Below are 26,069 nucleotides of genomic sequence, written 5' to 3'. Positions count from 1 at the left end.
GGATAGAAAAATGAAAAGACATGGAATTTTTATTGCTGTTCTTACAGCGGTATTTCTTCTTGTTTCATGCGGCGCGCCAAAGTGGTATTCGGATTTTGATTCTGCAAAGGAAGCTGCCAAAAAGCAGAAGAAAGATATTTATCTTTTGTTCAGCGGAGATGACTGGGCGGAAACAAGCAAGCCTTTTAAGGAAAAAATTGTTTTAACAAAAGACTTTTCAGACGAATTTGGAAAAAAATATGTTTTTGCGAATTTGGATTTTTCTCAAACTGAATATGCAAAGACAAATGTTCCAGAAAATGCTTCCGAAGATGAATTGAAAGCGGCTGCGGAAATTAAAGAATCCTACGAAAAAAAGGAATTGCTTGCGCGCTATTACAATGTCCGCAAATGGCCATGCGCATATCTTGTTTCAAAAGACGGATATGTTTTGGCTTCTGTTGATTTTGAAGAAAAGCCTGAATGTACTTTTGAAGAGTATTCTGCAAAAATGAAAGATGCCGGGCAGGAAGCTTTAAAGACAAAAGCCTTGGTTGAAAAAGTTGAAAATTCTTCCGGAATAGAAAAAGCGCAGGCTATAAATGAGCTGGTTGAAAATACAAGTCAAGAACATTGTTTCCTTTTAAAAGATTTGATTCAGGAATTTATTGTTCTTGATAAACAGGATTCAACAGGACTTTTGGGTGCTTACGAAGTCCGCAACGCTTACAATAAATCGCTTGAAGCATTTGCAGAAGGAAAAGATCCCGCCGAGCCTTTTGAGCAGATTGCAGAAAAAACTTCCCTTTCAGATTTGCAGCGTCAGGAAGCTATGTATATGGCGGCTTATGTTCTTGTAAATTTGCCGGATATTGATTTTGAGCGTGTTCAGCAGTGCTTGGAAAAAGCTTACAGCATAAAAACTGAAGGCGGATATTCAGAGGAAATTTTAAAGGCATTGGAAACTGTGCGCAAATTTTCAGCAATAAAAGAAAGTCAGGAGAACCAAAAGTAGTGGATTCTCTGGCTGTTCCTTTGCCTGCGCTATTGGCAACTGCGGTAGTTCTTATTGTTCTTTCAACAATTTTTTCTGCCGCGGAAAGCGCATTTTTTTCAGTTAACAAGCTCCGTGTGCGGCTTTTGCGTGGAAAGCAAGACAAACGCGCAATCCGTGTATGGAATCTTCTTAAAAATAAAGACAGACTTATAAACACGCTTCTTGTTGGAAACAACATTGTCAACATTGCCCTTTCTGCGGTTTTTACTTTTATAGCGGTCGGACTTTTTGGTTCGGCTGGAATCGGGCTTGCGACTTTTGCAGTAACAATTTTGCTTTTGGTTTTTGGTGAAATTACACCGAAAATTATCGCAACTCATCACCCGGAAGCTGTCGCGTTTTTCTTTAGTTTTTTTGTTCAGATTATTGAAACTCTTCTTTTTCCGCTTGTAATTGTTTTCACTTCTTTTTCAAGGCTTGTGCTTAAAGCTTTAAAAATCAATGTAAATCCAAAAAAAGTTTCTTACACTGAAGAAGAAATAAAAACTTTTTTGGATGTTGGATGCGAGCAGGGAATTTTAAAAATAAATGAAAAAAACATGATGTCGCAGGTTTTTAAGTTCACTGACCTTGAGGCAAAAGACATTATGATTCCGCGCAAGCAAATCAAAGCCGTAAGTGTAAATGATTCTTATTCCGACATTATTGAAAAAGCCCAGCGTTCTGGTTTTTCCCGGTTTCCTGTTTATAAAAAAGACATTGATGATATTGTGGGAATTATCTATATAAAAGATATGCTGTCGTTTAAAAACAGAACTTCAGAATTTAGCGTGCAAAAAACAATGCGCCCTCCCCTTTTCATTCTTGAAACAAAAAAAATGTCCGGTGTTCAGCAAATGCTTTGGGAAAACAGGCAGAGCATGGCGGTTGTAATTGATGAATATTCTGGAACTTACGGAATTTTAACAAGAGAAGACATTGTCCGTGAAATTTTCGGTCCTGTTACAGATGGAAAAAACATCCGCGCGCATAAAGCAAATCTTATAATTGAAAATACTAATGAATGCGAGCTTGACGGTTTTGCGCGTCTTATTGATTTAAATGAAAAACTTGGAATAAATCTTTCTTCTGAAAACTGCGAAACTATAGGCGGCTTTATTTGCGAAAAACTTGGTTCTATTCCGCAGGAAGGAAACTTCATTGTTGCGGAAGGATATAAATTCACAGTAATAAAAATGGAAGACAACCGCGTAAAAAAAATCAAAATGCAGAAAGACGGAGAAAAAAAATGAGCGTGCCTTATATTCTTTTGAATCTTTTTGCAATTGCATTTCTTTTGTTTTTGGGCGCATTTTTTTCAGCGACAGAAACTGCGTTTACCAGCATTTCAAGAATTTCTGTAAGGCAAATGCTCAAGGAAAACGCAAAAAATTCAATAAGAGTTTACAAAATAAAATCGGAGCTTGATCAGCTTATTTCAACAGTTTTAATAGGAACGAATTTTGTAAACACACTGAACTCTTCAATTGCTACGGCTTTTGCAATAAAAGTTTTCGGGGCGGAATATGTTTCTTTTGCCACTGCCGCAATTACAATTTTAGTTATTGTTTTTGCTGAAATAATTCCAAAGACGTTTGCGAGCTTTAATCAGAAAACTGTGGCGCAAAATTCCGCAGTTCCGATTCTGATTATTCAGAAAATATTTTTTCCTGTAATCTGGCTTTTCTTTCAGTTTACAAAGCTTCTTGACTTTCTTGAAAAAAAACTTATAAAGGCAAAACGTCCGTTGATTACAGAAGAAGAACTGAAAGCGCTTATTGCAATCGGGGAAAACGAAGGCACGCTGGAGCAGGACGAGCGCAAAATGCTTGAGCGGATTTTTGAATTTTCTGATTTGCGCGTTCACAATATAATGCGGCATCGTTCCCTTGTGCGCCATATTTATGAGGCGGATTCTTTTGAAGATGTCATAAAAATTTTTGAAGAAACCGGCTACTCAAGAATTCTGGTTTATAAGAATGACAGTGAAGAAATTGTTGGCGTGCTCTATTTTAAGGATGTTCTTTTTGCTGATAAAAAAATTTGTTCTTGCAAGGATTTTGTTCGCCAGTGTATGCGGCCGGTTCTTTTTGTGCCGGAGACTTTAAGCGCAATTGAGCTTTTAAAGAAATTCAAGGCGGAAAAAAACAATTTTGCAGTTGCTGTAAATGAATATGGTGAAATGACTGGAATTGTAACTTTGGACAATATTCTGCACGAAGTTTTTGGAAGAATTACAGATGAGCATGGAATGGCGGATGTTCCTCCTGAAAAACGCATAACACTTGTTGGCGTGAATGAATTTCTTGTTCCTGGAGACATGAAACTTGACGATTTGAATAATGTGCTTTACATGAATCTTTCAAGTGAAAATTTTGATACTTTAGGCGGCTGGCTTCTTGAGCGGTTTGACGAGCTTCCGGCTGTAGGCTCTGTATATAAAAAAGACGGGACACTTTTCATTGTTGAAGATCAAAGCGCCCGTCGTATTCAGACTGTAAGAATCAGGTTATGATTCCTTTGCAATTTGTGCAATCATCTGCGCAGTTTTTTCCATTCCGAGGAGAGAACTGTTTATAAGCATATCGTAGTGCGCTCTATTTCCCCAAGTGCGTTCTGTAAATGTGTTGTAATGGTTTGCTCTTCTTTTGTCTATGAGCTTTACATCGCGTTCCGCTGTGGCAGGATCAAGTCCTTTTGTTTTTATTGCGTACTTAACTTTGTCAGCAAGCGGCGCATAAATAAAAATATTCAAAATATCTTTTCTGTCGATTTCCTCACAGTGGCGCAAAACATAATCTGAACAGCGTCCGACAATAACGCAAGGTCCTTTTTTTGCAAGCTGAATAATTGCGTTTCTTTGCGCATTGAAAACTTGGTCGGCAAGAGGAGCTGCTGATGTTGCGGAGTTCATTCCAAGATGCATTGTGCCTGTTCCCGGTGTGGCGTAACTTGCTCCAAGCAAAAGCGTGTAAAGCCAGCCAGAAGAAATGTTTTGCTCATTCTTTTTTATAAAATCAGGATGAAGTCCGGAATCTTTTGCTGCAAGGTCAATTATTTCGTTATCGTAAAAAGGAATTCCAAGTTCTTTTGCCACGATACTTCCGATTGTATGTCCGCCGCTGCCATATTCACGGCTTATAGTTATGTATTTTTTCATTTTTGTCCTCCTGTTATTTTTTATATTTTATCATAGTTTTTTAGGAATCGCATAAATTTTTTTTAAGTTTTTTATGCTAGAGGATCTACTTTGAAAATTTTTGCAAGTTGATTTCTTACTGCGTCAAGGTCTTTTGGATAAGGAGCTGTAAAAACAACTTGCTCGCCTGTTTTTGGATGCGTAATTTCAATTGAATAAGCATGAAGCGCAAGCCTGTTTAAAAGCGGACGTTCTTCATAAACATCTCCGTTCCATTTTCGCTTGATGTCGCTAAGCCGGACAGGTTTTTGATTTCCTGAATAAAGCGGATCACATACAATTGGAAATCCCGTGGACTGAAGATGCGCGCGGATTTGATGGGTTCTTCCAGTTTTTGGAAACGCCTTTATCCAAGTGTAAGGTCCGCAGTTTCCCGCAACTTCAAGATAAGTTACAGACGGTTTTCCAAATTTCTTGTTGATTACAGTTCTGTGCCTGTCATCTCCATCTGGAAGAAGCGGAAGATCCACAGTAAAATTGTTCCAAGTTGGATGCCCGTTTACAAGGCAATGATATGTTTTTTTTACAGTTCTTTCTGTAAACTGCATTGAAATATTTCTGTGGGCTTCTGGAGTTTTTGCGTAAACTACAATTCCGCTTGTGTCCTTGTCAATTCTGTGCACTGCAAAAAGGCTTCCGAATTCTTTTTCAGCAAGAAGATCCAACCGTGGAGCTTCAGCATCATATCTATCTGCGGCAACTAAAAGTCCGCTTTTTTTATTCAGCACTACAATTTCATCGTCGCTGTAAATTACTGTGTAGCTTGGAGTTGTTTTCATAAAAGTATTTTAGCGGATTTTCTGTTTTTTACCAAGAGCGTTTTTTAAAAGACTGCCAAAGGTGTTTTGTAAACTGGATGGGTACAGATTTCTATGTTTGCATTATATGCTGCGGAAAGATTTTCTTTTGTCATTATTTGTTCTGGAGTTCCATAGATGCAAGGCTTGAATTTTGGGAGCAACGCAATTTTTTGTGCAAACCTTGCGGCTGTGTTTATGTCGTGAATTGAAATAAGAATTCCAGTATTTTTTTCTTTTACAATTGATTTTAAAAGGGACAAAAGCTCCTCTTGGTAAGTAAAATCAAGTCCGGCTACTGGCTCATCTAAAAGCATGAAATCTGTTTCTTGCGCAATAGCTCTTGCAATTCTGGCCTTTTGAAATTCTCCGCCTGAAAGTTCCAGAATGCTTTTGCTTGTCAAATTTTCTATATTAAGCTGTTCTATGGCTTTGTCTGCCGCATAAAAGTCAGTTTTTGAATAGAATCCAGTGAAGTTTGTATGCGGAAATCTTCCTGTAAGAACAATGTCTTTTACACTGTAATCCCAGACAGGAAATTCTTTTTGCTGCATATAGGATACAGTTTTTGCTCTTTGTCTTATGGTAAGGCAAGAAATGGGTACAGATTCTTTTATGTTTCCAAAAACTGGCTCTGTCTGTACCCCTGCCATTATTGAAAGCAATGTTGATTTTCCGCTTCCGTTTGGCCCTGAAAGGCAGACAAATTCTCCTTTTTTTATAGAAAGATTTATGTTAAAAAGAATTTGCTTTTTATTCCAGCCGGCATTGAGGTTGCGCACTTTTAGTTCGTCCATTCTGTACCTCTTTTTTTTGAAAACAAAAGTGAAATAAAAAATGGCGCGCCAAGTATTGCTGTAACTGTACCCACTGGAAGTTCTGCCGGTGCGATTACGGTTCTGCAAATGGTGTCAGAAATAAGCAGGATTGAAGCGCCTGTAACCATTGAAAGAGGAACTACAGTTTTTGCCTTTGCTCCAAAAATTTTTCGTGTTATATGAGGCGCAATCAAGCCTACAAATCCTATTGTGCCGCCAGCGCATACTGCCGCAGAAACTGCAAGAGCTCCAGAAATTAAAATTATAAGCTGAAGTTTTTTTACAGAAAGCCCTAGTGAAATGGCATTTATTTCTCCACAGGAAAGAATGTCCAGCTTGAATATGCAACGGCAAAAGATTGCAACTGCACCCAAAAATGGTGGCAGAATAAACAAAATTTCTTCCCAGCCTCTTCCGCTAAAGCTTCCTAACATCCACATATAAATAGAATGAAGTTGCCTGTCATTTAAAGAAAGTAAAATTGAGCTGAATGCGGAATACAGTGTGCCAAGCGCAGTTCCGCAAAGCAACAGTGTTGACGGTGATTTTTTCCCGGCAATGGCTATTACAATGATTCCAGATATAAGCGCGCCTAAAAAAGAGCCGAGCTGCAAGGACGAAAAAAAAGTTGTATTGAAAATTCCTATGCAAGAAGCTAAGACTGCGCCTAATGTTGCGCCAGATGAAACTCCCATTATTCCGGGTTCTGCAAGCGGATTTCTAAAAAACAGCTGAAATACAGAGCCGCTTCCAGCTAGCGTTATGCCTGCGATAAGACAAAGAATTGTGCGTGGAAGCCTTATGTTAAAAAATATTATTTTGGAAAAACTGTCACCATTACAGAATAGTTCTGTAACCTTTATTTGCTCAGCTCCAAAAATTAAAGAGAAAAATATGCTTGCTGCTAATATTATAAACAGTGAGGCTTTTTTCATTTAATGCTTTAATTTGTCAGTTTGCTTAATGCAAGCACAGCTTCTCCTATTCTAAGACCTGGCCTTGAAATTAAATCAGCATTTATGGTAAAAATTGCATTGTTTTTTACAGCCGGTATTTTGTTCCAGCCTCGGCGCATTTTTATATCTTGCGGGGTTATGTCATTTGCATCTGGCAAGATTATTATTTGTGGCTGGCTTGCGATAATTGATTCTTCGCTTATCATTGGATAGCTTTCTTTTATTGAATCGAATACATTTTTGTAGCCTGCTGCTTCTAAAAGCTCATTTATAAAAGAAGATTTTCCTGCTGTCATAAAAGGTTCATTCCAGACTTCGTAGTAAACAGTTTTTATGGGAGCAGATTTGGGTACAGAATTTATCTGCTGTTCTATGTGTTCGACGATTTTTTTCCCTTCAATCTGTTTTTCAAGAAGAGTTGCAATATAAAGGATTTCTTGCTTTGTCTGGGAAATTCCGTTTGCGGCGTTGCTTAAAAAAACTTTTATGCCTAGATTTTCAAGGGGCTTTTTCAAAAAATCGTGCATTCCTTGCGAGCCGTAAACAAAATCCGGGGAATATGCCAGTATTGTTTCAATGCTTAAAGTTTTTCCGTCGAATCCGCCAACTGAAGGCAATTTTTTTAACTCTTCCGGGTAGTCGCAGTAGTCTGTTCTTGCTTTTATTTTGTCAAAACTGTCTAAGGCGCATAATATTTCTGCCCCTGAAGGTGAAAGGCATACTATTTTTTGCGGTGAAAATTTATCTTCTGCACCCAATGATAAAAGGGTACAGATTGAAATTAATGCGAAAAATGCAAAGAATTTTAATTTTTTAACTTGAAAATTCAATTATTTTGCGCCCCATTCATTGTAATATGCGTCAATTTCTTTTTTTATTTCGTCAGTAATGATTTTTTTGTCGCCATTTGTGTATAAGCATTCAACAACATCTGCCATTGAAACTATTGCACGTGCAGGAAATCCGTATTTTTCTGTTATGACATCGAGGGCGGCTTTTGTGCTGTCGGGAGCTTTTTCCATGCGGTTTAAGCTTACAATTTCGCCTACAATTTTTATTCCGCCTGAGACTGTTTCCTGTGCTTTGATTTTTGGGTAAGTTTCTTCAATTGACTTTCCGGAAGTTGTAACGTCTTCTATTATAACAACCCGGTCGCCGTCTTGAATTTTGTATCCTAGCAAAGAGCCTTTGTCTGCGCCGTGATCTTTTTCTTCTTTTCTGTCTGAGCAGTATTTGATTTCTTTTCCATAAAGGCTGTGGTACGCGATTGCTGTTGTTACGGCTAAAGGAATTCCTTTGTATGCTGGTCCAAACAAAACATCAAAATCGTCTCCAAAATTATCGTGGATTGCTTTTGCATAGAATTCTCCGAGGCGTGCAAGCTGGCTTCCTGTTGTGTATGCTCCTGCGTTCATAAAAAATGGAGATTTTCTTCCGCTTTTGAGTGTAAATGAGCCGAATTTAAGCACGTTGCATTCAACCATAAAATCTATAAAGTCTTTTTTGTATTGTTCCATAAGAAATTTCCTTGAATTGGTTAGTTTGAAAATTAATGCCATTAACTAACGATAGTTTTAATACAACTATCGTTAGTTAATTATTTTACATACGCTCGTTTTCTACAGAAAGCGCATTTTTGCCCATTACGGCAATTATTTTGCTTCCGTCTTTTAGAATTTCAGCTGGAATTGTAGAAGAATTTATGCGTTTTCCGTCTACTTCAATATATTCAATTCCTTTTGAAATGTGCGAAGGATTTTTAACTTCAATGTGAAGATTCATTTTTCTCCAGCGACGTTCAACTTTAAATCCGTCCCAGTCATGCTTAATGCACGGATCAATCAAAAGTCCGTTGTACTGCGGGCGAATTCCAAGCATATACTGCGTGATTGAATAATAGTTCCAAGTTGCAGCTCCAGAAAGCCATGAAACTCTTGTGTTGCCCGGACGCTTTGAATATGTAGAATAAGTTGTCTGACCGATAACATAAGGCTCGCTCTGGCGGATTTCTGCCTTTGTGTTGTATGCGGCTGGAAGCGCGGCTTTGCAATATTCATAAGCTCTGTCGCCGTTTCCGTTCATGATTTCAGCGATAACTCCCCAGCCTTGAGTGTGGTTGAAAATTCCGGCGTTTTCTTTGATTCCCGGAAGATATACAACTGAGCTCATTATGTCGCGGCTTGCATAGATAAATGGCGGCGCGCAAAGCATAAGTCCATAAGGTGTTGCAAGTTTTTCTTTTACAGATTCAAGGCAGGTTTTTACTTGGTCTGGAGTTGCCGCTCCTGAAAGAACTGACCATACTTGCGTGTTGAAGTAAATCTGTCCTTCTTCGATTGACTGAGTTCCGTAAACTGTTCCGTCTTCTGCGATTGCCCAGATAAACCATTTTCCATCCCAGCATTTTTTCTGGATGTTTTCATCGAGCTTTTTGCGCTCGCTCAAAGCCCATTCAGCTTCGTCATTTTTTCCGAGGCGTTTTGAAATATCGGTATAAGTTGTAAGTCCGAGTCTAAGCTGGAATGCAACAAAAAGGCTTTCTCCATGGTAGCCAAGCTTAAGGCAGTCGTTCCAGTCGGCAAGAAGTCCGCATGGAAGTCCGTCTTTTCCCATGCGCTCAAGGTTGAACAAAAGAGCCTGCTTTAAATGTCCGTAAACTGTGGCTTCGCCTTTGTCTGCATAAGGAACTACGCGGTTAAAGAAATCAAAGTTTCCAGTTTCTGCGACAAAACAAGGCACTGCGTTAAAGAACCACTGGCAATCGTCTGAGCGGAATTCCTCTGCTGGAATCATTTTTTGTTTTCCGGCTTCAAAATCCTTGCTGATTACAGGTAATGCTCCTCCGTTTGAGAACTGTCCGCTTAAAAGCCGAACAAGACGTTCTTCTGCTTCCTGTGGAATTGCCGCGCTTACTCCAAGAATATCCTGAACTGAATCTCTGTAGCCAAGTCCGTCGCGTTCTCCGTTGTAAACCAAAGATGCTGCTCTTGACCAGGCGAATGTTATAAGGCAGTTGTAAAGTCCCCACATATTCACTGTGTGGTTTATGTCTTCGTCTGGCGTAACTGTTGAAAAACTGTCTAGCTTTGAATGCCAGTTTTTTACAAGCTTTTTAAATTCTTTATCTGCGCGTTCAAATGTTCCAAATTCTTCTACAGTTTTCTTGCCTTCAACATTTGCGTCTCCGATTCCAAGGAGAACCATGATTTCTTTTGTTTCTCCCGGATTCAATTCAAGGTCAGCCTGAACTGTTCCGCAAGAATTGTCTCCGAACGCTTCTGAATTTGAACATTCGCCTTTTAAAACTGCCGCTGGCTCTTTGTAGCTTCCGTAAGTTCCGATAAATGCTTCACGGCTTATGTCGAATCCTGTCATTGGCGCGCCGGCAAGAGCCATCCATTCGCTCATGTAGTCGTTGACCGCTGGATTTTTCTGATGCTGAATATAAAGATTTTCGTGTATTGAATAACGCAGCATATTTGGCGCGGATTTTTCACCCTTAACAATGAAAATTGAATACTGCAAATTTACTTGGTCTTGCGTCGTGTTCCACTGATTTGAAAATTCGCAGTAGCTGAATGCGCGGAGCTTGCGTTTTTTGCTGCCGGTGTTTGTAACTTTTAAACGCCAGTATTCAAATGTTTGTCCGAGCGGAACATAGTATTTCGTTTCAGACTTGATTCCTTCGTATTCAGAAGTGATTTTTGTGTATGCGGTTCCGTGGCGACATTCGCTTTTAAATTTGTCCAAAGGTTTTCCTACAGGCTGCCATGAAGCTGACCAGTAGTCTCCGGATTCCATGTCGCGCAAGTAAAAATAGCGGCCAGGCTGATCCGTTGGAATTGAATTGAATCTAAGGCGCATAAATCTTCCCTGCGCTCCAGACTTGTAGAATCCGTAGCCACCGGCATTGTTTGTTATGACAGCTCCATATTCAGTTGAGCCAAGATAGTTACTCCAGGAAGTCGGTGTGTCTGGACGTGTAACAACGTATTCTTTGGCTTCATCGTCAAAATATCCGTATTGCATTTTGTTCTCCGTAAAATTTGCTTTTTCAAATCATAATGAATTTTTGCATTTAGTAGAATAGAATTTTCTGTGGAAACGAAAGTTTTAGAAAAATTGTAAGAATTTATAAAAAAAATGAATTTTTTGTTTGACAAATAAAAGAAACGGTGTTAGCCTAATTTTTAGGAAACCGGTTGCCATGTGATTAACTTCACACGTCCTTCTTGGCGGCCGGTATTTCTATTTAGGCAAGCTGGATTTTTTTCCGGCTAATATTTTTCATAAAGTTAAAATGGAGGAACTTATGAAGAGAACTTTTGCAGTTATTTCTGCGGCAATGATCGGAGCTTTTGCTTTTATCGGGGGGGGGTGCTCTAAAGATAAAGCGCCTCAGGGAAAGTCAGATGCAAACAATAAGCTTGTAGTCTGGTCTTTTACGGACGAGCTGGACGGAATGATAAAAAATTATTTCCAGAAAGATTCGCGCTTTGCAGGAAAATATGAAATTTCATATTCACTTACACCGACAGATCAGTTTCCGAATAAACTTGACCCTGTTTTGGCATCTGGTTCCGGCTGCCCTGATGTTTTTGCTCTTGAAGATGCTTTTGTGCGCAAATACATTGAATCAGGTCTTTTGCTTGACATTACAGACATTTACAACGAAGTAAAAGACAAAGTTTATCCTTATCCTGTAGAAGTTGGAACTTACAACGGAAAAGTTTACGGAATGTCGTGGCAAGTTACTCCGGGCGCAGTTTTCTACCGCCGCTCGCTTGCAAAAAAATATCTTGGAACAGATGATCCAGCCGAAGTTCAGAAACATCTTGCTAACTGGGACAAATTCCTTGAAACTGCAGAACTTTTAAAGCAGAAATCAAATGGCGACTGCTATGTTGTTTCTTCAACTGGCGATATGTTTAAGCCTTACAGCGCAGGCCGCGCATCTCCTTGGGTTGTTGATGACAAGCTTGTTATTGACCAGAAAATGTACGACTACATGGATATGTGCAAAACTTTGCATGATAAAGGCTATGAAGGCCGTGTAAATCAATGGTCGGAAGGCTGGTTTGCAGGAATGAAAGGAACTTTTAAAGACGAAGCTGGAAAGAATAAAGAAGTATTCAGCTATTTCCTTCCAACTTGGGGACTTCATTATGTTCTTAAGACAAATGCTCCTGAATCTGCTGGAGACTGGGCAATGTGCGCAGGTCCTGTAGGCTATCGCTGGGGCGGAACTTGGGTTGGCGCATGGAAAGGAACAAAAAATCCTAATGCCGCAAAAGAACTTATAAAATACATTGCAACAGATGACGCTTTCCTTGAGGCTTGGGCAAAAGATACAGGTGATGTTGTTTCAAACAAAAATGTTGTTGAAAAAATCAAAGACAGCTATGCAGACCCTTACCTTGCAGGACAAAATCATTACTCTGCTTTTGCGCAGATGGCTGAATCTGTAAACGGAAAGCTTTCACAGGGAACAGATCAGGCAATTGAGTCTATTTTTGCAGAGGAAACTGCGGCTTATGTAAACGGAGAAAAAACAAAGCAGCAGGCTCTTGATGACTTCAAGGCTCAGGTTTCTTCAACACTTTCACTTTCTTTGTAATAACATAAATATTTGTGCCTGATGTAGTTTTTTGCTGCATCAGGCTTTGTTTGCCCGGTTTCTGCCGGAGAACTTTTTGGAGGTTTCAAGATGAAGAAAAAATCCGGAATAGAAACCAAGACAAATAGAAGCGGATACTTTTTTGTTTTGCCTTTTATACTGGTTTATGCGGCTTTTCAGTTGTGGCCGATTTTGTATACATTGATTTTAGGATTCAGTGATTTAAAAGGTCTTCGCTCTGACTTTAGTTTTGTTGGGCTGAAAAATTTTCAGAAGCTTATAAATGATAAATATTTCTGGGGTTCAGTAAAAAATACGTTTATAATGTGGGGTTGCAACTTTATCCCTCAGCTTGGAATCGCTTTGCTTTTTGCAATTTGGTTCACTGATGTAAGGCTGAATTTAAAGGGAAAAGGATTGTTCCGCGCGGTTTTTTATATGCCGAATCTTTTGACAACCGCATCTATTGCGATTCTTTTTAGAAGCCTTTTTGCTTATCCAGTCGGACCTGTGAATCAGTTTTTGACAGGAACTTTGGGAATTTGGTCTACTGGAGTTGTTGATGGTGAAGTTGTAAAGCAAGGATTCAATTTCTTTAGAATGCCAAATGCTTCGCGCTTGATTGTTTCTTTTATTCAGTGGTGGATGTGGTGCGGCCATACTTTGATTATGCTCATGGCTGGAATAACAAGCATTTCTCCTTCCTTGTACGAGGCTGCGATTGTTGACGGAGCGAATAACCGTCAGCAGACTTTCTATATAACATTGCCGCTTTTGCGCCCGATGATGCTTTATATTCTTGTTACTTCGATGATTGGCGGAATGCAGCTTTTTGAAATTCCTTTCCTTCTTACTGGAATGCATGGTGAGCCTGACTTTAAAATTAGAACAATGTCGGTTTATCTTTACAATATGGGATTCCAAGGCGGAACAGATTATTCTTATGCCGCTGCAATTGCGATTGCTATATTTATTATCACAATTATTTTATCCATTGGAATAAATGCTCTTGTAAAGGAGCGTCCTGTAAAATCCCGCAAGGAAGACTAATATAAGGAGCTTGGTATGAAATATAAATCTGAACTTTCATTAAAAAGAACTATTTTATATGTGCTGATGATTTTCTTTGCGTTGCTTGCAGTTATTCCAATTTATCTTATGCTTATAAACGCAACAAGAACAAATGCGCAGATTAACTCTGGAATTTCTCTTTTGCCGGGAACTAATACTTTGCAGAACTGGAAAAACCTTACAAGCCGTTCCTTTAAAATCTGGCGTGGATTTGGAAACAGTGCGGTTATTGCGATTTTTTCAACTGTGCTTGGCGTTTATTTTTCTACATTGACAGCTTATGGAATTCAAGTTTATAAATTTAAAGGAAGAAATTTGCTCTGGGGATTTATTCTTGTTGTGATTATGATTCCTGGAACTCTTTCGTTTATTGGATTCTATCAGTTTATGGCGAAAATTCATCTTACAAACAGCTTTATTCCGCTGATTATTCCTTCGATTGCTTCTGCTGGAACTGTTTTGTTTTTGCGTCAATATATGGAATCAATTCTTTCATTTGAGCTTATTGATGCTGGAAGAATTGACGGAGCTGGTGAATTTAGAATTTTCAACACAATAATGCTTCCGATTTTGACACCGGCAATTGCGGCGCAGAGCATCTTTTCTTTTGTTGCATCTTGGAACAATTTTATGACGCCGTTTGTTCTTCTTTCTGATCAGGATAAATATACTTTGCCGATGCTCGTTCAGTCTTTGCGAGGCGATATTTACCGCACAGAATACGGTTCAATTTATCTTGGAGTTGCGGTTTCATTAATTCCAATTCTTGTGTTCTATGCGTTTATGTCAAGGTATATTATTTCTGGAATTACAATGGGAAGCGTAAAAGAGTAAAATAAAGACAGAGGTAAATTCATTATGAAAATCTATAATCCTATTCTTTCCGGATTTCATGCAGATCCTTCAATTGTAAATGCGGATGGCGAATGCTTTATTGCAAATTCTACATTTGAATGGTTTCCGGGAGTTGAGCTGCACCGTTCTAAAGACATGAAGACCTGGAAATCTGTGCCTTCTCCGCTTTCTGAAAAACGTCTTTTGGATATGGCGGGAAACAAAGCTTCGTGTGGAATTTGGGCGCCGTGCCTTTCATATTCGGATGGAATTTTTTATCTTGTTTTTACAAATGTAAGAAGCTGGAACGATAGTCCTTGGAAAGACTGCCCGAATTTTTTAACTACAGCTGAATCGATTGAAGGCCCGTGGTCAGATCCAGTTTTTATGAATGCCTCTGGATTTGATGCTTCATTATTCCATGATGATGACGGAAAAAAATGGTTTGTGAACATGGAATGGGATTATAGGCAGCAAGGTCCGCGGCAGTTTTCTGGAATTCTTGTTCAGGAATATGACTGCAAGGCAAAAAAACTTGTTGGAAAAGTTCATAAAATTTTTCTAGGAACAGACATTGGTCTTGTGGAAGGTCCGCATCTTTATAAGCGTGATGGATGGTATTATCTTGTTTGTGCGGAAGGCGGAACTAGTTATGAGCACGCAATAACTTGCGCAAGGTCAAAGAATTTATTCGGGCCTTATGAAGTTCATCCTGCAAATCCGCTTATTACTTCTTATGGCTACGGCTGCAAAATAAAAAGAGCTGGGCATGGCTCTTGGTGCAAGTCTCCAGACGGAAAAAAAGATTATCTTGTTTATCTTTGCGGACGACCTCTTGAAGGAACTGAACGCTGCGTTCTTGGACGTGAAACTGGAATTGCTGAACTTGAGTGGAAAGATGGCTGGCCTTGGGTAAAGCAGTCTGACGGAACTTTAAAGAATTGTCCGCCTGATTATATAGAAGTAAAAGGCCGCGGAATTATTGCTCCAGGATGCGGAGTTGCCCATGTTGCAGAAAAATATGAATTTAAAAACAAGGATTTTCTAGCGGAATTTAAAACTTTAAGAATTCCTTTTGATGATAAACGGTTTTCAATTTCAGAACATCCGGGATTTTTAAGAATTCACGGAGGTCAATCTCCTAGTTCTTGTTTTGAGCAGAGCCTTTTAGCGCGCCGTCAGACTGATTTTGATTTTATTGCTGAAACTAAAATGGAATTCACTCCGGAAAGTTTTCAGCATTTTGCAGGAATGATTTACCGTTATGATGAAAAGTCCCAGTATCTTTGTGTTGTAACGCGGGATGAGCAAAAAGGAAAAGTCATTCAGGTTATGTCCATTATGCCGGAAGGATTTATACGTGAAATGGAATGTCCGCTTGACGAAGAAAAACCTGTTTGGATAAGACTTGAAGTTCACAAGAAAACTGGATTTTTCTATTGGTCGCAGGATGGAAAAAATTTCAGGCAGATTCGTCCGCTTATAGATGCAAGCAAACTTTCTGATGAATATGGAACTCAAGGATTTACAGGAGCATTTGTTGGAATGTATTGCGCTGACTTGATTTCTTATAAGAAATTTGCGGACTTTGAATATTTTTCCTACAAGAAGCTTGACTAGATTTTTATTTAGGATTTTATTTTCCGCCTTTGTTTGAATTAGGATTAACAGAAATTTATTTGTAAGAATATTGAAATTCTTGTTTATCCTAGATTAAGATTATAAATCGTAATTCACGCGGAGGCGGAAAATTCAATGGTTACAATTTATGATATTGCTTCAAAAACAGGTTATTCTGCCCCTACAGTTTCCAAGGCTCTTAATAAAACTGGCGGCTTAAGCGATTCAACTAGAAAAAAAATTCTTGATGCAGCCAAAGAATTAAGTTACCGTCCAAATATAACAGCCCGCACTCTTACAACAAAAAAATCCTTTCTAATAGGAATAATTTATGAAGATGCCGATATGCAAAGAGGTTTCGACCATCCTTTGTTTGGAAAAATTCTGAATAAATTCAGGGAAGATTTTGAGTTTGCCGGATACGATTTGCTTTTTATTTCCCATGCTCCAATTGGAGAAAAAAAATCTTACGTTGAGCATTGCTATCACAGAAATGTAGATGCGGTTGGAATTATAAATCCAATCAGCGCGGACAATGAAATTATGGAGCTTGTAAAATCCGACATTCCTTGCGTTTCAACAAACTTTATAATTCCTGGAGTTCCAACTGTTGTAACAGCAAATGTTGAGGCTGGATATAAAGCGGCTTCATACTTTATTGAAAACGGGCATAAAAAAATTGCCTATATCGGCGGAACTTATTCGCAGTATAATATGGCTGCAATTGACCGCTTGGAAGGATTGAAAAATGCCTTTGAAGATTTCGGATTGAAATATGATGAATCTTATGTAAAATTTTGCCATAAATGGTCGCGGGCGGAAAGCCATGATGCTATGAAAGAACTTCTTGAGCGGCACAGCGATATTACCGCAGTTTTTGTTGCAAACGACAATATGGCGGTTGGCGCAATGGAATATGTAAAATCAATTGGAAAAAGAATTCCCGAAGACATTTCTTTTATTGGTTTTGATAATGAAATGATTTCTGAATTTTATTCTCCGTCTTTGACAACGTTCAGGCAGGATATAAAAACGATTGGCGAGCTTTCCGCAGAAATTCTTATGAACCGTCTTGTTGGAATTCCTGTGGGCGAATGTGTCCGTGTTCCAGCTGAATTTATAGAAAGAAATTCGGTAAAAAAACTTTAGCATTTGCCGGGTGTTGAAAAAATGACGGAATAGCATTATCCTTTTATGGTTTGCGGTTATCGTATATCGGTATTACACAGGCTTCCCAAGCCTGATAGGCGGGTTCGACTCCCGTTGACCGCTTGTTTTCAGCATATTACAAAGACTTTTCTGGAGAAAACAATGAATCCTTTTGATATGGTAAAAAATCTTGCGGGAATGCAGAGCCAGCTTAAGGCGGCGCAGGAAAAGCTTGCTGAGCTTGAGGCTGAAGGCTCTTCCGGCGGAAATATGGTGCAAGTTACTGTAAACGGAAAATTTGAGCTTGTAGATATAAAGCTTGATCCAATCTGTGTTGATAACAGAGATGTTCCTATGCTTCAAGATTTAATAAAAGCCGCTCATCATGCCGCCCTTGAAAAAATGCAGGATGAAATAAAAAATCAGCTTGGACCTATGGTGGCAGGAATGAATATTCCGGGAATGGGCGCGTAAAAAATGAACGCTCTTGACGAGTTGACAGAAAGTTTTTCAAGGCTTCCTGGAATCGGAAAAAAATCCGCAGCTAGAATTGCAAGCCATCTTTTAAAAACCGACAGCTCTTTTAATATTCGTTTTTCAAATCAAATTTTGTCGTTGCAGGAAAGAATAAAACCCTGCTCCATTTGCGGCGCCTGGACAGAAGAAGATCCCTGCCCTATTTGTTCCGACATTGCAAGAGATAAAACAATTCTTTGTGTTGTTGAGCAGCCACAGGATGTTGCAACAATCGAAAGTTCCCACGAATTCCACGGATTGTTTCATGTTTTGGGCGGAGTTATTTCTCCTCTTGAAGGAATTACGCCGGACAAACTTAGAATTTCCCAGCTGCTTGAGCGTGTAAAACTTGGTGTTATAAAAGAAGTTATTATTGCAACGAATCCCACTGTGGAAGGCGACACAACGGCTCTTTTTATACAGCGAGTTTTGCAGGATACTCAAGTTGTTGTTACGCGGCTTGCTTCTGGACTTCCGGCTGGCGGCGACTTGGAATATGCGGACCGGCTCACATTGGCAAGAAGTTTTCAGGGACGCGTTAAAATTTAACATAACAGCTCTTCTGGTTTGATTTTATCAGTTATCCGTGTTATTCTCTAAATATATATGAAATTTATTTGTTCCATAAAAATTTTTGCCGCCTACATCGCTATTGTTATGCTTGGTCTTTGCACTGGCGCGTTTCTTTATATGACATATTCGCTTTGCACAGTTCTTGTTGCGGGGCAGAAATTTTCTGCATTTAGTTCAGGATTTTTTTTACAGGGAATTTTTGAAGTTTTGCCGGCTGTGCTTTCATTATGTCCTGTTTTCATTTCTTTCTATTTAATTCGGCATAAAGAAATTCCTTGGTATTCGGTTCTTGTCTGCATGATTTTGCATTTGTGCCTTTGGATTTTTTTTATTCCGGCTTTAAAAGAAAAACTTGAAATTTCAGTTTGTAAAAATAAAGAAATGCAAACTTCAGTTTCTCTTTCGCCTGGATATTTTAGAGCTTCGCAAGACAGCCGTTATGTTTTGTATTATTCAGAAGTTGATTCAGAAAACAATGCTTCTGGAATTTGCATTGACCGGTCAAAATCAAATGGCAACGTTTTTACTTTCAGTTCGGAAAGGCCCGCTGTTTTTCAAGATGAATTTTCAGATCCGCTTATAAAAAATACAGTTGAAATGCCGGTTCTTCTAAAGGAAATTTTAAAGTATTTTCAAAAGTTTACAGTGGCTTCATATTCAAGATGCTCTGAAAATTTTGTTTCCTGGATAATTTTTTCTTCAATTATATTGGCTTTTAGTTCTGTGGTCTGGATAAAAAATATTTCTGCCTGGCGGCTTGTAAATGTGCTTTTTATTTTGATGGACTACATTTTTGTTTTCTTTTTGAATTTTTTTATTTTGGGCGCAGACGATTCTTTGTTTCAGAAAATTCCAGCGCTGATAAAATCTGTTCCGGTAAAATCGCTTTTAGTTTGCATTCTAAATATTTTTGTTTTTGCGGCGGCATTTGTTTTGTGGTTGATTTCAAGACTTGTAAAAGAAAATTCACCAGAGCCTGCTTACTACGGAGATGACTTATGAAAAAAGTTATTTTTATTACTGGAATATATACGGCAATTATTTTTGCTCTTTGCCTTTTGATTTCTGTTTTTTTTATTCCGCGTCCTGAATCTTTGATAGCCGGCACAGAAAAATCGTTTGTGTTTTATTACGGACTTTATATTTTTTTAGTTTGCCTTCCGGGAATTCTTTTAAGCGGATTTACAGTTTCTTGCGCGGTTCTTTGGCAGAAAAAAACGGGAAACAGCCGCTCAAGGTTTTCTCCTGCAATGTTTTCAAGGTTCAAGCTTGTTTTGTTTTCGTCGCTTGCGTTTATTCTTTTTCTTTCGCTTAATGAAGAAATTTTCAAGCCGTCTGCAAAACGTAAAATTGATTTTATAAAAGAAGCTCCGTCGGATTTTGCGGATGCGATTTCTATTGCCGGACATTTTTTGGAGCAGAACCAGCCGATTCTTGCGCTTCAATATGCAAAAAAAGCAGTGGAAATTTCGCCAAAAGACACGGATGCAAAAAGAGTTTTAAAGCTTGCAGAAGATTCTGTTGATCTTCTTATTGACAATGAAATGCATGGAAAGAAAAATGCGCCTGCTGCAGAAAAAGTGCAAAAGCCGCTTCACATAAAAGATAAAGGCCACACAATTCTTGAGCTCTTGGAAAAGTCTGATTCTGCGGCGCAAAAAAAACAGTGGTTTGACGCTCATTATTGGGCGAGTCTTGCAGTTGAAGCTTGCGACGGAAAAAATACAAATCTTGATGCGGCAGTTGAAAAATCAAACTATGCCTGGAAAATGCTGAGCCTTCCAGTTGAATTTGACAATTCTGCTGAGCGGAATTATTACAAAATAAAAAAAGACGGATACATTGCTTTTTCCCGCGGAGATTTTTTAAAGGCATATTACACTTTTCTTGGCTTAAAAAACAATTATGCTCAGGCTGCTGATGATCCTGATGTAAAAAAATTTCTTGCGCTTTCGGAAGAAGATTTGGAAAATCAATATTTCTTTTTTGACGAAACAAAATACATAGAAGAGCTTTCCGACAGCCATAAAGTTTATTTTTCACTTGATTATCCTGACGGATCAAAAAATATTTTTTATATTTCGAATGCGATGGACATAAAAAAAGAAGGCAGCCTTGTCCGCTACATGGAAAATTTCAATGTTGTGCATTACAATGAAAACGGAAAATTTGCCTATTCATTTTTTGTTCCGTTTGCAAAAGCTGTTGCCCAGCCAGTTTCTGAATTTGGCGAAGAAAATCTTGCGCTTTTGGGAATTGAAAAAAAGTGGGAATATGTTCCGTTTGTTATCCTTCAGTCTGTAGACCGAAATACGGAAGGCTTGGTTTCGCGCCCAGTTTATTCTTATGAGCCTACAGGACTTTCAGAGCTTGACGCGCAGAATCTTGGAATTGAAAATCCGCAGAAAAAAGAACATTCCGCAAAAAGAATTCCTTTGAACATAAAGAAAGCTTCGTCAATGGTTTTGCCAATGCAGTTTTCTGATTTCAATCTTATAAATGCGGCGGCTTGCGGGGCTAAGGAAATGCCTCTTCCTGTTTTATTTAAGCTTTTGCCTAGAGCGTCTGGATATGGTTTTTCGCAGGAAGTTTTTGCGCAGAATCTTGTTCAGCGAGGAACTTTTCCTTTTATAATGCTGATAATGTTTGTTTTTTGCGCTTGCATTGGCTGGAACTACAGAATCGAGAATCCAGATGAAATTTTTAAATTCAAGTGGACTCTTCTTATTCCTGTTTTGGGCTTTATGATGGTTGTTGCCTTTAACATTGCGCTTTATTTTTTCAATATGCTTAGCTATGTTTTGGTCGGACTTTTAGGAACAAACGCTGTTTTTGCTGCTGCGGCTTTTTATGTGCTTATATTTTTTGCAGCTTCAGTTTTGTTCCTTTCTCGCAAAGCCTAGTTTTCCAAAGCTTTTATTCTTTCCATTAAAGGCGGATGGCTGTAGTTGAACATTGAATAAATCTTTGGCGGCTCAAGTTCAGAAAGATTTTCTTTGTTCAGCTTTATAAGCGCGCTTATTAACGGCTGGGATGTTCCGCACATTTCTTTTGAATAAGCGTCTGCCTGAAATTCGTCTTTTCTGCTAAAGAAATTAGAAACAAGCGAAACAATATTTCCGTAGCCTTCAAAGACTAATCCGATAAACAAAAGTCCCAAAGGCTGAATGTAAGGCGCGACATTGTTGAGCGGCTCATATCCGAATGCAGAATAAAGAGCAGGAAGTTTTGCAATTAAACTTGCCGCCAGCAGCGAAACAAATACAAGTGGAATCATAACAATCATTCTTTTTGCAATGTGATGCTTTTTGCAGTGTCCAAGTTCATGTCCAAGAACCGCTTCAATTTCTGAAGGCTCAAGCTGCTTTAATAGCGTGTCGTACAAAACGATTCTTTTATTTTTCCCAAAGCCTGTAAAATACGCATTGCTGTGGTTGCTTCGCCTTGAAGCGTCCATTGTAAAAATTCCAGAAGTCTTGAATCCAGTTTTTGCAAAAAGTTTTTCAATCCGCTCTTTTATTTCGCCTTCTTCAAGAGGAGAAAATTTGTTGAAAATCGGCGCAATCAGAACTGGATATATGTAGCTTATTCCAAGTGAAAATGCAAGGTAAACTATAGCAAACAAAAGCCACCAGATTTTGTTAAAGCAGACTATAAGGGCAACTGCGGCGCACAAAATTGGAATTGCTATGATTGCAGATAAAACTGTAGATTTTATAAAATCCAGAATCCACATTTTTAAATTCATATTGCTGAATCCAAACTTTTTTTCTATGCGGAATTCTCTGTAAAGTGAAAACGGCAGATTTAAAATAAAAGACGGAATTCCAGAAACAATAGAAAAAAGAATCACTGTTGCAAAAACATTTGTTGTAAAACTGTAGAATCCTTCATAAAGGAAAACATAGAATCCCGACAGAACAAGAACAAGCTTTAGAATAAAATTCAGGATGTTTGAAGGAATCCAAACAAAATATTTTGCGTCTTCATAGGCGCAGGTTTTTTCTAGTTCCTGGGCATTTACAAAATTTTTTAGCCGTTCTGGAATTTGTTTTCCGTGCTTTTTTCTGAAAAAGAAATCCGAAGTTTCAAGAAACTGATTTAATGCAAAATCAAAAACAGTTCCCGCTAAAAACAAAATAAAAAAAACAGACGAATTAAAAATCATTTTTCCACCACAACAAGATTTCTTTCATGATCTTCCAGAAAAGGAACTTCCAGTTTTATTTTTTTATACGACGGAACAAGGAATTTTATAGATTCCATTTCCGCAGAAATTTTTTCTGTCCTTGCTTTGTATGCCGCAAGAATTCCGCCTTTCTTTAGCATTCTTAAAAGCAGCTTTGTATTTTTTGAGTCAAACGGATGAAACGCGCGGAACACTTCAATGTCAAATGATTCCGGCTTTATTAAATCAGCCTGAATGCAGTTTACTTTTACATTTGAAAGATTCATTTTGCAAACTGCGCTTTCCAAGAATCCGCATCTTTTTTCCATGCGCTCAACAAGCATAAAATTTTGCTCAGGAAACGCCACCGCCAAAGGAATTCCAGGACATCCGCCGCCAGAGCCTATGTCCGCAATTTGAAGAGATGCAATGTTTTTTTTCTCTTGAATTTTTTTGATAATAGACGCAATGCTAGGAGCCGCCGCAAGGCTGTCAAGAATGTGGTTTACCGTAAGCTCATCTGCCGAATCCGCTTTCATAAGATTGTAAGTTTTGTTGAATTCAAGAACGCATGAAATATAAGTTTCAATTTGGCTGATTTGATTTTGCGAAAATTCCAATCCTAGTTTTTTTAAACCTTCATTAAGTTTTTCGTTCACGCTTGTTCTCCAAGATCAATTAAAAGTTCCAGTTTCCAGTTTGGATCTTCTGTGCGCATTGAAACAAGGTTTCCAACCCGCATTGCAGGAAGACTTTCAAATTTGGAAAGCTGATATAAAAATGAATTTTCATTCAGGTAGTCTTGCGTTACATTTGCTGCGGCTTTGTAATTTAAAGTTCCGTTTTCGTTTGGAGAAGTTTTAAATAAAATATGGAAAGTTTCTGTTCTGTTTTTTCCGTCGCTTGAATAAACTCTGTCGCCTGTAATTAAAAATGTTCCGTCCAGCTGCACTTCCGAAATATAAATTTTGCGGCAGGTTCTTAAAATGTCGTAGCCGTTTACGCTGAACCTAAGAAGCCTTGCCTTTGCTTTTTCTGGCAGTTTTTCTTCTTTTGCAGGAGCGGCTGAAACTTCGTCAGTTTTTTTGCTGTTGTCTTGGCTGGATTTGTCTTTGATTTTTTCTATTTCAGCAAGAATTTTATTTAGAAGAATTTTTGTTTCCTGCGAATTATCTGATGATGAAAGTGAAAATATCATGGAATTTATGTCGCTGGAAAATCCCTTCTCATTTAAAAGTGAAATATCTTTTGCGCTCAGTGCGGATAAAATTTTCTTTTGCATTTCGCTTTTTGCATTTGAAGATTCTGCGTTTTTATTTTCCGCTTTTGTTTTTTCTGATTGGCTTGAATTATTTTGGCTTGCGTTTTTGCTGTATTCAGGCTTTAAAACTGAGCCGGGAGAATAAAAGCCGTTGCCAATTTCCGGGGAAGAAACTGTTGGCATGGAAGGAGATGTAATGGAACTGAACGGTGTGCTTTGCGCGCTTGCATTGAAAAGTGTGGCTATGGACAAAGCAAGAACAATGCTTTTTTTAGAGATTTGCAAGACTTTCCTCCACAAATTCCAAGCGGTGGGTAAGCTCGTTTATTGTCTTTGTAAGCCTGTCGCGTTCTTTTTCAAGTTTTTCTTTTGGATCGATTTCTTTTGCCTTTTTCTTCATCATGGCAATTACGCTGTCTGGGCTTTTTCCGCTTTTGATTGCTTCTACTGCTTTTGCTTTTTCACCAGGCTTTTTGCAGCCCGCTACAATTTTCATGTTGTCGAATCCAAGAGCCGAATCTTCGTCCGGGAGCAAGCCAACTTTTGAAGCGCTCTTTGCCGTTGTCCGCGGAATCTGAAGAATTCTATCCAAATAATCTTCGTAGCGGATATTTGCCTGCTCGCAAAGCGCATGTGCTTTTACAAGGCTTCTTCCGAGTTCATGCATTATGTGTCCGTTTGGTTCAATATATTTTTCACGGATTTCTTTTGTTAGCTGCTCAAGTTCCGGGGAAAGAGAAACGTCCAGCTTGTAGTAATTTTTTTCTTCCGCAATGTCCAAAAGCGCATGGAATTTTGCCCAGAAATAGTTTGTGTGGCTTTTTGATTTTATAGGTGGATTTTTTCCGCCTGAAAGCTCTATCTGCTCTTCGTTTATAAGGTGGTGCGTATATTCGTGGATTGCCGTGTAGACAAGCTCGTTTTCTGTCTTGAAATTTTTGTTGTGAAGAAGGATTTCCCTTGTTTCCGGCTTGTAAAGTCCGTTTACCCGGCTGCTTTCCTTGCCTGTCATTGTTACAGTGAATTCAAGGTTTGAAGGCTGAATGTCCAAAAGCATATTTTTAATTGATTCGTTGTCCATAGACCTTGCATTTTAATGCAAATGCGCCGTCAGTTCAATTCATAAAATAATTGCCGCCGATTTAAGTTTACATAAATTTTATTTCTTACTATTATGTATGGCATGATAAAAGCACAGATAAACGATAACGAGCTGAACAGCCATATTGATTCACTTGAAAAGGACGGACTTTCTATTTTTGTCATGGCGGACGGACGGGCAAGAGGCGCGCTTTTTCATGGAACGCGTTTTGTAAATCAGCTTCGCGCTCAGCATAACCTTGGAATTCTTGAGACAATGGTTTTGGGACAGGCTTCAATCTGTGCCGCTCTTATGATTCCCACGATGAAAGGAAAAGAGCATCTTACTTGGCATTATGACACAAACGGCCCTGCAAAAGGTTTTTCTGTTGAAGCTGATTCTTCCGGCTATGTGCGCGGATTTTTGTATGAAAACCATATTCCTGTTGAAAAGCCTTTGGAAAGCTGGGATTTAAGCCCTTTTCTTGGGGACGGAACAATGACAATGTCAAAAATTCATCCGGGCGACAAAGCTCCGCAAACCAGTTCTGTGGAAATTCTTTATAAAAATATCACCAAGGATTTGGCTTGGTTTTTTCAGCAGTCTGACCAGATTCGCACGGCGTTCAACACAAGCATTTTTATGGACAAAAACGGACGTGTGATGGGCGCGGGCGGAATGTTTGTGCAGGTTATGCCTGAAACTGGCGGAACAAAAGAGGCTGGCTCGAATACACCAAGCGGCGCAGACCAGAAAGTTGACGAAGAGCTTATAGAAAAAATTGAAAACGCTTTTTCTGCCTGTCCTTCGCTTGGAAAATGGTTTTCTGAAAAAGGCAAGACAGAAGACATTGTTCATGGGCTTTTCCGCGAGTTTGAGCCTGCGATTGCAGTTGAGCGCGACATTATTTTTGACTGTCCGTGCAGCAAGGAAAAATATATCGGCTACTTAAAGACTCTTCCAAAGAATGAGCTTGCCGACATAAGACAAAACGACCCTGACCCGCTTGAAATTGTCTGCCGCAACTGCGGAAGCGTCTACAAAATCCCTGTAAGCGAGATTTAATCAAAAATTCTCGGCGAGAATTTTTTAAAAATACGCCGTGCTTTTTAAATTTTACGCCGAGAATTTTAGAAAACTCGGCGTGTTTTTTATTGCATTGTCATTGCTGGGCATGGTTCTGGCAATCTTGCAGCGGTTGTCATTATCGGGCTTCCTTCAGAAACATCGCAGGTGCAAGCCCGATAATGACATTAATGACTGGATTTATTTGTAAAATGAATCTATAATAAACTAGTGTAGTTAATTACTTGACACAGGAGAATTAATGCCCATAATCTTCTCAGTTCTCAGTTCTCAGTTCTCAGTTCTCAGTTCTCAGTTCTCAGTTCTCA

At 38.8% G+C, this 26,069-nt stretch carries 24 protein-coding genes and 1 tRNA gene; 14 read left to right on the top strand and 11 right to left on the bottom strand.

The genetic code is table 11. The features are described from left to right. Nucleotides 1-10 precede the first annotated feature (10 nt). The 3 genes from Q0N70_RS09010 to Q0N70_RS09000 are packed head-to-tail and all read left to right on the top strand — an operon-like array spanning nt 11 to nt 3,530. Nucleotides 11-994, top strand: coding sequence for a thioredoxin family protein (locus Q0N70_RS09010; protein ID WP_294015967.1), 984 nt, complete (start codon nt 11-13; stop codon nt 992-994). Continuing rightward, nucleotides 994-2,268, top strand: coding sequence for a hemolysin family protein (locus Q0N70_RS09005; protein ID WP_294015966.1), 1,275 nt, complete (start codon nt 994-996; stop codon nt 2,266-2,268). The genes Q0N70_RS09010 and Q0N70_RS09005 overlap by 1 nt, the downstream gene beginning before the upstream one ends. Further along, the gene (locus Q0N70_RS09000) at nt 2,265-3,530 is read left to right on the top strand and encodes a hemolysin family protein (protein WP_294015965.1); all 1,266 of its coding nucleotides are present in this window, start codon (nt 2,265-2,267) and stop codon (nt 3,528-3,530) included. The genes Q0N70_RS09005 and Q0N70_RS09000 overlap by 4 nt, the downstream gene beginning before the upstream one ends. On the opposite strand, the gene Q0N70_RS08995 is transcribed toward Q0N70_RS09000, so the two are convergent. The 7 genes from Q0N70_RS08995 to Q0N70_RS08965 all read right to left on the bottom strand — a co-directional run bounded on the left by Q0N70_RS08995 (nt 3,525) and on the right by Q0N70_RS08965 (nt 10,814). After that, nucleotides 3,525-4,175 carry an AAA family ATPase gene (locus Q0N70_RS08995; protein ID WP_294015964.1) on the bottom strand — a complete coding sequence of 217 codons (651 nt, stop codon included), beginning with the start codon at nt 4,173-4,175 and terminating at the stop codon, nt 3,525-3,527. The genes Q0N70_RS09000 and Q0N70_RS08995 overlap by 6 nt on opposite strands. Before the next feature lie 71 nt (nt 4,176-4,246). Then, a complete protein-coding gene (locus Q0N70_RS08990; RefSeq protein WP_294015963.1) occupies nt 4,247-4,993 on the bottom strand; it encodes an RluA family pseudouridine synthase in 747 nt (248 codons plus the stop codon). A 44-nt stretch (nt 4,994-5,037) separates the two neighbouring features. Continuing rightward, nucleotides 5,038-5,808, bottom strand: coding sequence for an ABC transporter ATP-binding protein (locus tag Q0N70_RS08985; RefSeq protein ID WP_294015962.1), 771 nt, complete (start codon nt 5,806-5,808; stop codon nt 5,038-5,040). Beyond that, entirely contained in the window at nt 5,796-6,764 is a 969-nt protein-coding gene (locus Q0N70_RS08980) for an iron ABC transporter permease (RefSeq protein WP_294015961.1), read from the bottom strand. Before Q0N70_RS08980 ends, Q0N70_RS08985 begins: the two co-directional genes overlap by 13 nt. An 8-nt stretch (nt 6,765-6,772) precedes the next feature. Continuing rightward, nucleotides 6,773-7,543 carry an ABC transporter substrate-binding protein gene (locus Q0N70_RS08975; protein WP_294015960.1) on the bottom strand — a complete coding sequence of 257 codons (771 nt, stop codon included), beginning with the start codon at nt 7,541-7,543 and terminating at the stop codon, nt 6,773-6,775. A gap of 72 nt (nt 7,544-7,615) precedes the next feature. Next, complete coding sequence (gene pyrE / locus Q0N70_RS08970) at nt 7,616-8,302, bottom strand: orotate phosphoribosyltransferase (protein ID WP_294015959.1); 687 nt, start codon at nt 8,300-8,302, stop codon at nt 7,616-7,618. Between the two features lie 85 nt (nt 8,303-8,387). Next, nucleotides 8,388-10,814, bottom strand: a complete 2,427-nt coding sequence (locus Q0N70_RS08965) for a N,N'-diacetylchitobiose phosphorylase (protein ID WP_294015958.1) — start codon at nt 10,812-10,814, stop codon at nt 8,388-8,390. Nucleotides 10,815-11,097: 283 nt separating this feature from the next. On the opposite strand from Q0N70_RS08965, the gene Q0N70_RS08960 reads away from it, so the two are divergent. The 10 genes from Q0N70_RS08960 (at nt 11,098) to Q0N70_RS08915 (ending at nt 21,068) form a co-directional block, all read left to right on the top strand. Then, entirely contained in the window at nt 11,098-12,402 is a 1,305-nt protein-coding gene (locus Q0N70_RS08960) for an ABC transporter substrate-binding protein (protein WP_294015957.1), read from the top strand. 90 nt (nt 12,403-12,492) lie between these two features. Beyond that, the gene (locus Q0N70_RS08955; protein WP_294015956.1) at nt 12,493-13,452 is read left to right on the top strand and encodes a carbohydrate ABC transporter permease; all 960 of its coding nucleotides are present in this window, start codon (nt 12,493-12,495) and stop codon (nt 13,450-13,452) included. Nucleotides 13,453-13,467: 15 nt separating this feature from the next. Then, entirely contained in the window at nt 13,468-14,307 is an 840-nt protein-coding gene (locus tag Q0N70_RS08950; RefSeq protein WP_294015955.1) for a carbohydrate ABC transporter permease, read from the top strand. A gap of 24 nt (nt 14,308-14,331) precedes the next feature. Next, on the top strand, nt 14,332-15,927 hold the full coding sequence (locus Q0N70_RS08945; protein ID WP_294015953.1) for a glycoside hydrolase family 43 protein: 1,596 nt from the start codon (nt 14,332-14,334) through the stop codon (nt 15,925-15,927). Between the two features lie 135 nt (nt 15,928-16,062). Beyond that, nucleotides 16,063-17,076, top strand: a complete 1,014-nt coding sequence (locus Q0N70_RS08940) for a LacI family DNA-binding transcriptional regulator (protein WP_294015952.1) — start codon at nt 16,063-16,065, stop codon at nt 17,074-17,076. Nucleotides 17,077-17,128: 52 nt separating this feature from the next. Further along, nucleotides 17,129-17,199, top strand: a tRNA-Gly gene (locus Q0N70_RS08935). A 39-nt stretch (nt 17,200-17,238) separates the two neighbouring features. After that, a complete protein-coding gene (locus tag Q0N70_RS08930) occupies nt 17,239-17,550 on the top strand; it encodes a YbaB/EbfC family nucleoid-associated protein (protein ID WP_294015950.1) in 312 nt (103 codons plus the stop codon). Nucleotides 17,551-17,553: 3 nt separating this feature from the next. Continuing rightward, a complete protein-coding gene (gene recR / locus Q0N70_RS08925) occupies nt 17,554-18,141 on the top strand; it encodes a recombination mediator RecR (protein WP_013700337.1) in 588 nt (195 codons plus the stop codon). Nucleotides 18,142-18,198: 57 nt separating this feature from the next. Next, complete coding sequence (locus Q0N70_RS08920) at nt 18,199-19,167, top strand: hypothetical protein (RefSeq protein WP_294015949.1); 969 nt, start codon at nt 18,199-18,201, stop codon at nt 19,165-19,167. Continuing rightward, entirely contained in the window at nt 19,164-21,068 is a 1,905-nt protein-coding gene (locus Q0N70_RS08915; RefSeq protein ID WP_294015948.1) for a hypothetical protein, read from the top strand. The genes Q0N70_RS08920 and Q0N70_RS08915 overlap by 4 nt, the downstream gene beginning before the upstream one ends. On the opposite strand, the gene Q0N70_RS08910 is transcribed toward Q0N70_RS08915, so the two are convergent. Genes Q0N70_RS08910 through Q0N70_RS08895 form a run of 4 tightly spaced genes read right to left on the bottom strand, consistent with a single transcriptional unit; the run spans nt 21,065 to nt 24,675 of the window. Beyond that, nucleotides 21,065-22,333: a M48 family metallopeptidase gene (locus tag Q0N70_RS08910; RefSeq protein WP_294015947.1), complete on the bottom strand. Its 1,269-nt coding sequence runs from the start codon at nt 22,331-22,333 to the stop codon at nt 21,065-21,067. The genes Q0N70_RS08915 and Q0N70_RS08910 overlap by 4 nt on opposite strands. Continuing rightward, nucleotides 22,330-22,992 carry a 16S rRNA (guanine(527)-N(7))-methyltransferase RsmG gene (rsmG, locus tag Q0N70_RS08905; protein ID WP_294015946.1) on the bottom strand — a complete coding sequence of 221 codons (663 nt, stop codon included), beginning with the start codon at nt 22,990-22,992 and terminating at the stop codon, nt 22,330-22,332. The genes Q0N70_RS08910 and rsmG overlap by 4 nt, the downstream gene beginning before the upstream one ends. Next, nucleotides 22,989-23,879: a hypothetical protein gene (locus Q0N70_RS08900; RefSeq protein ID WP_294015945.1), complete on the bottom strand. Its 891-nt coding sequence runs from the start codon at nt 23,877-23,879 to the stop codon at nt 22,989-22,991. The genes rsmG and Q0N70_RS08900 overlap by 4 nt, the downstream gene beginning before the upstream one ends. Beyond that, complete coding sequence (locus Q0N70_RS08895) at nt 23,866-24,675, bottom strand: hypothetical protein (protein ID WP_294015944.1); 810 nt, start codon at nt 24,673-24,675, stop codon at nt 23,866-23,868. Before Q0N70_RS08895 ends, Q0N70_RS08900 begins: the two co-directional genes overlap by 14 nt. Before the next feature lie 102 nt (nt 24,676-24,777). Between Q0N70_RS08895 and Q0N70_RS08890 the strand changes: the two genes are divergently transcribed. Continuing rightward, entirely contained in the window at nt 24,778-25,740 is a 963-nt protein-coding gene (locus Q0N70_RS08890; RefSeq protein WP_294015943.1) for an Hsp33 family molecular chaperone HslO, read from the top strand. The last annotated feature ends 329 nt before the right edge of the window (nt 25,741-26,069 follow it).

It is taken from the genome of uncultured Treponema sp. (assembly GCF_945873775.1).
Classification (GTDB): Bacteria; Spirochaetota; Spirochaetia; order Treponematales; family Treponemataceae; genus Treponema_D.
The sequence above is the reverse complement of the archived record's forward strand: the minus strand, read 5'-3'. Positions and strand labels throughout refer to the sequence as shown.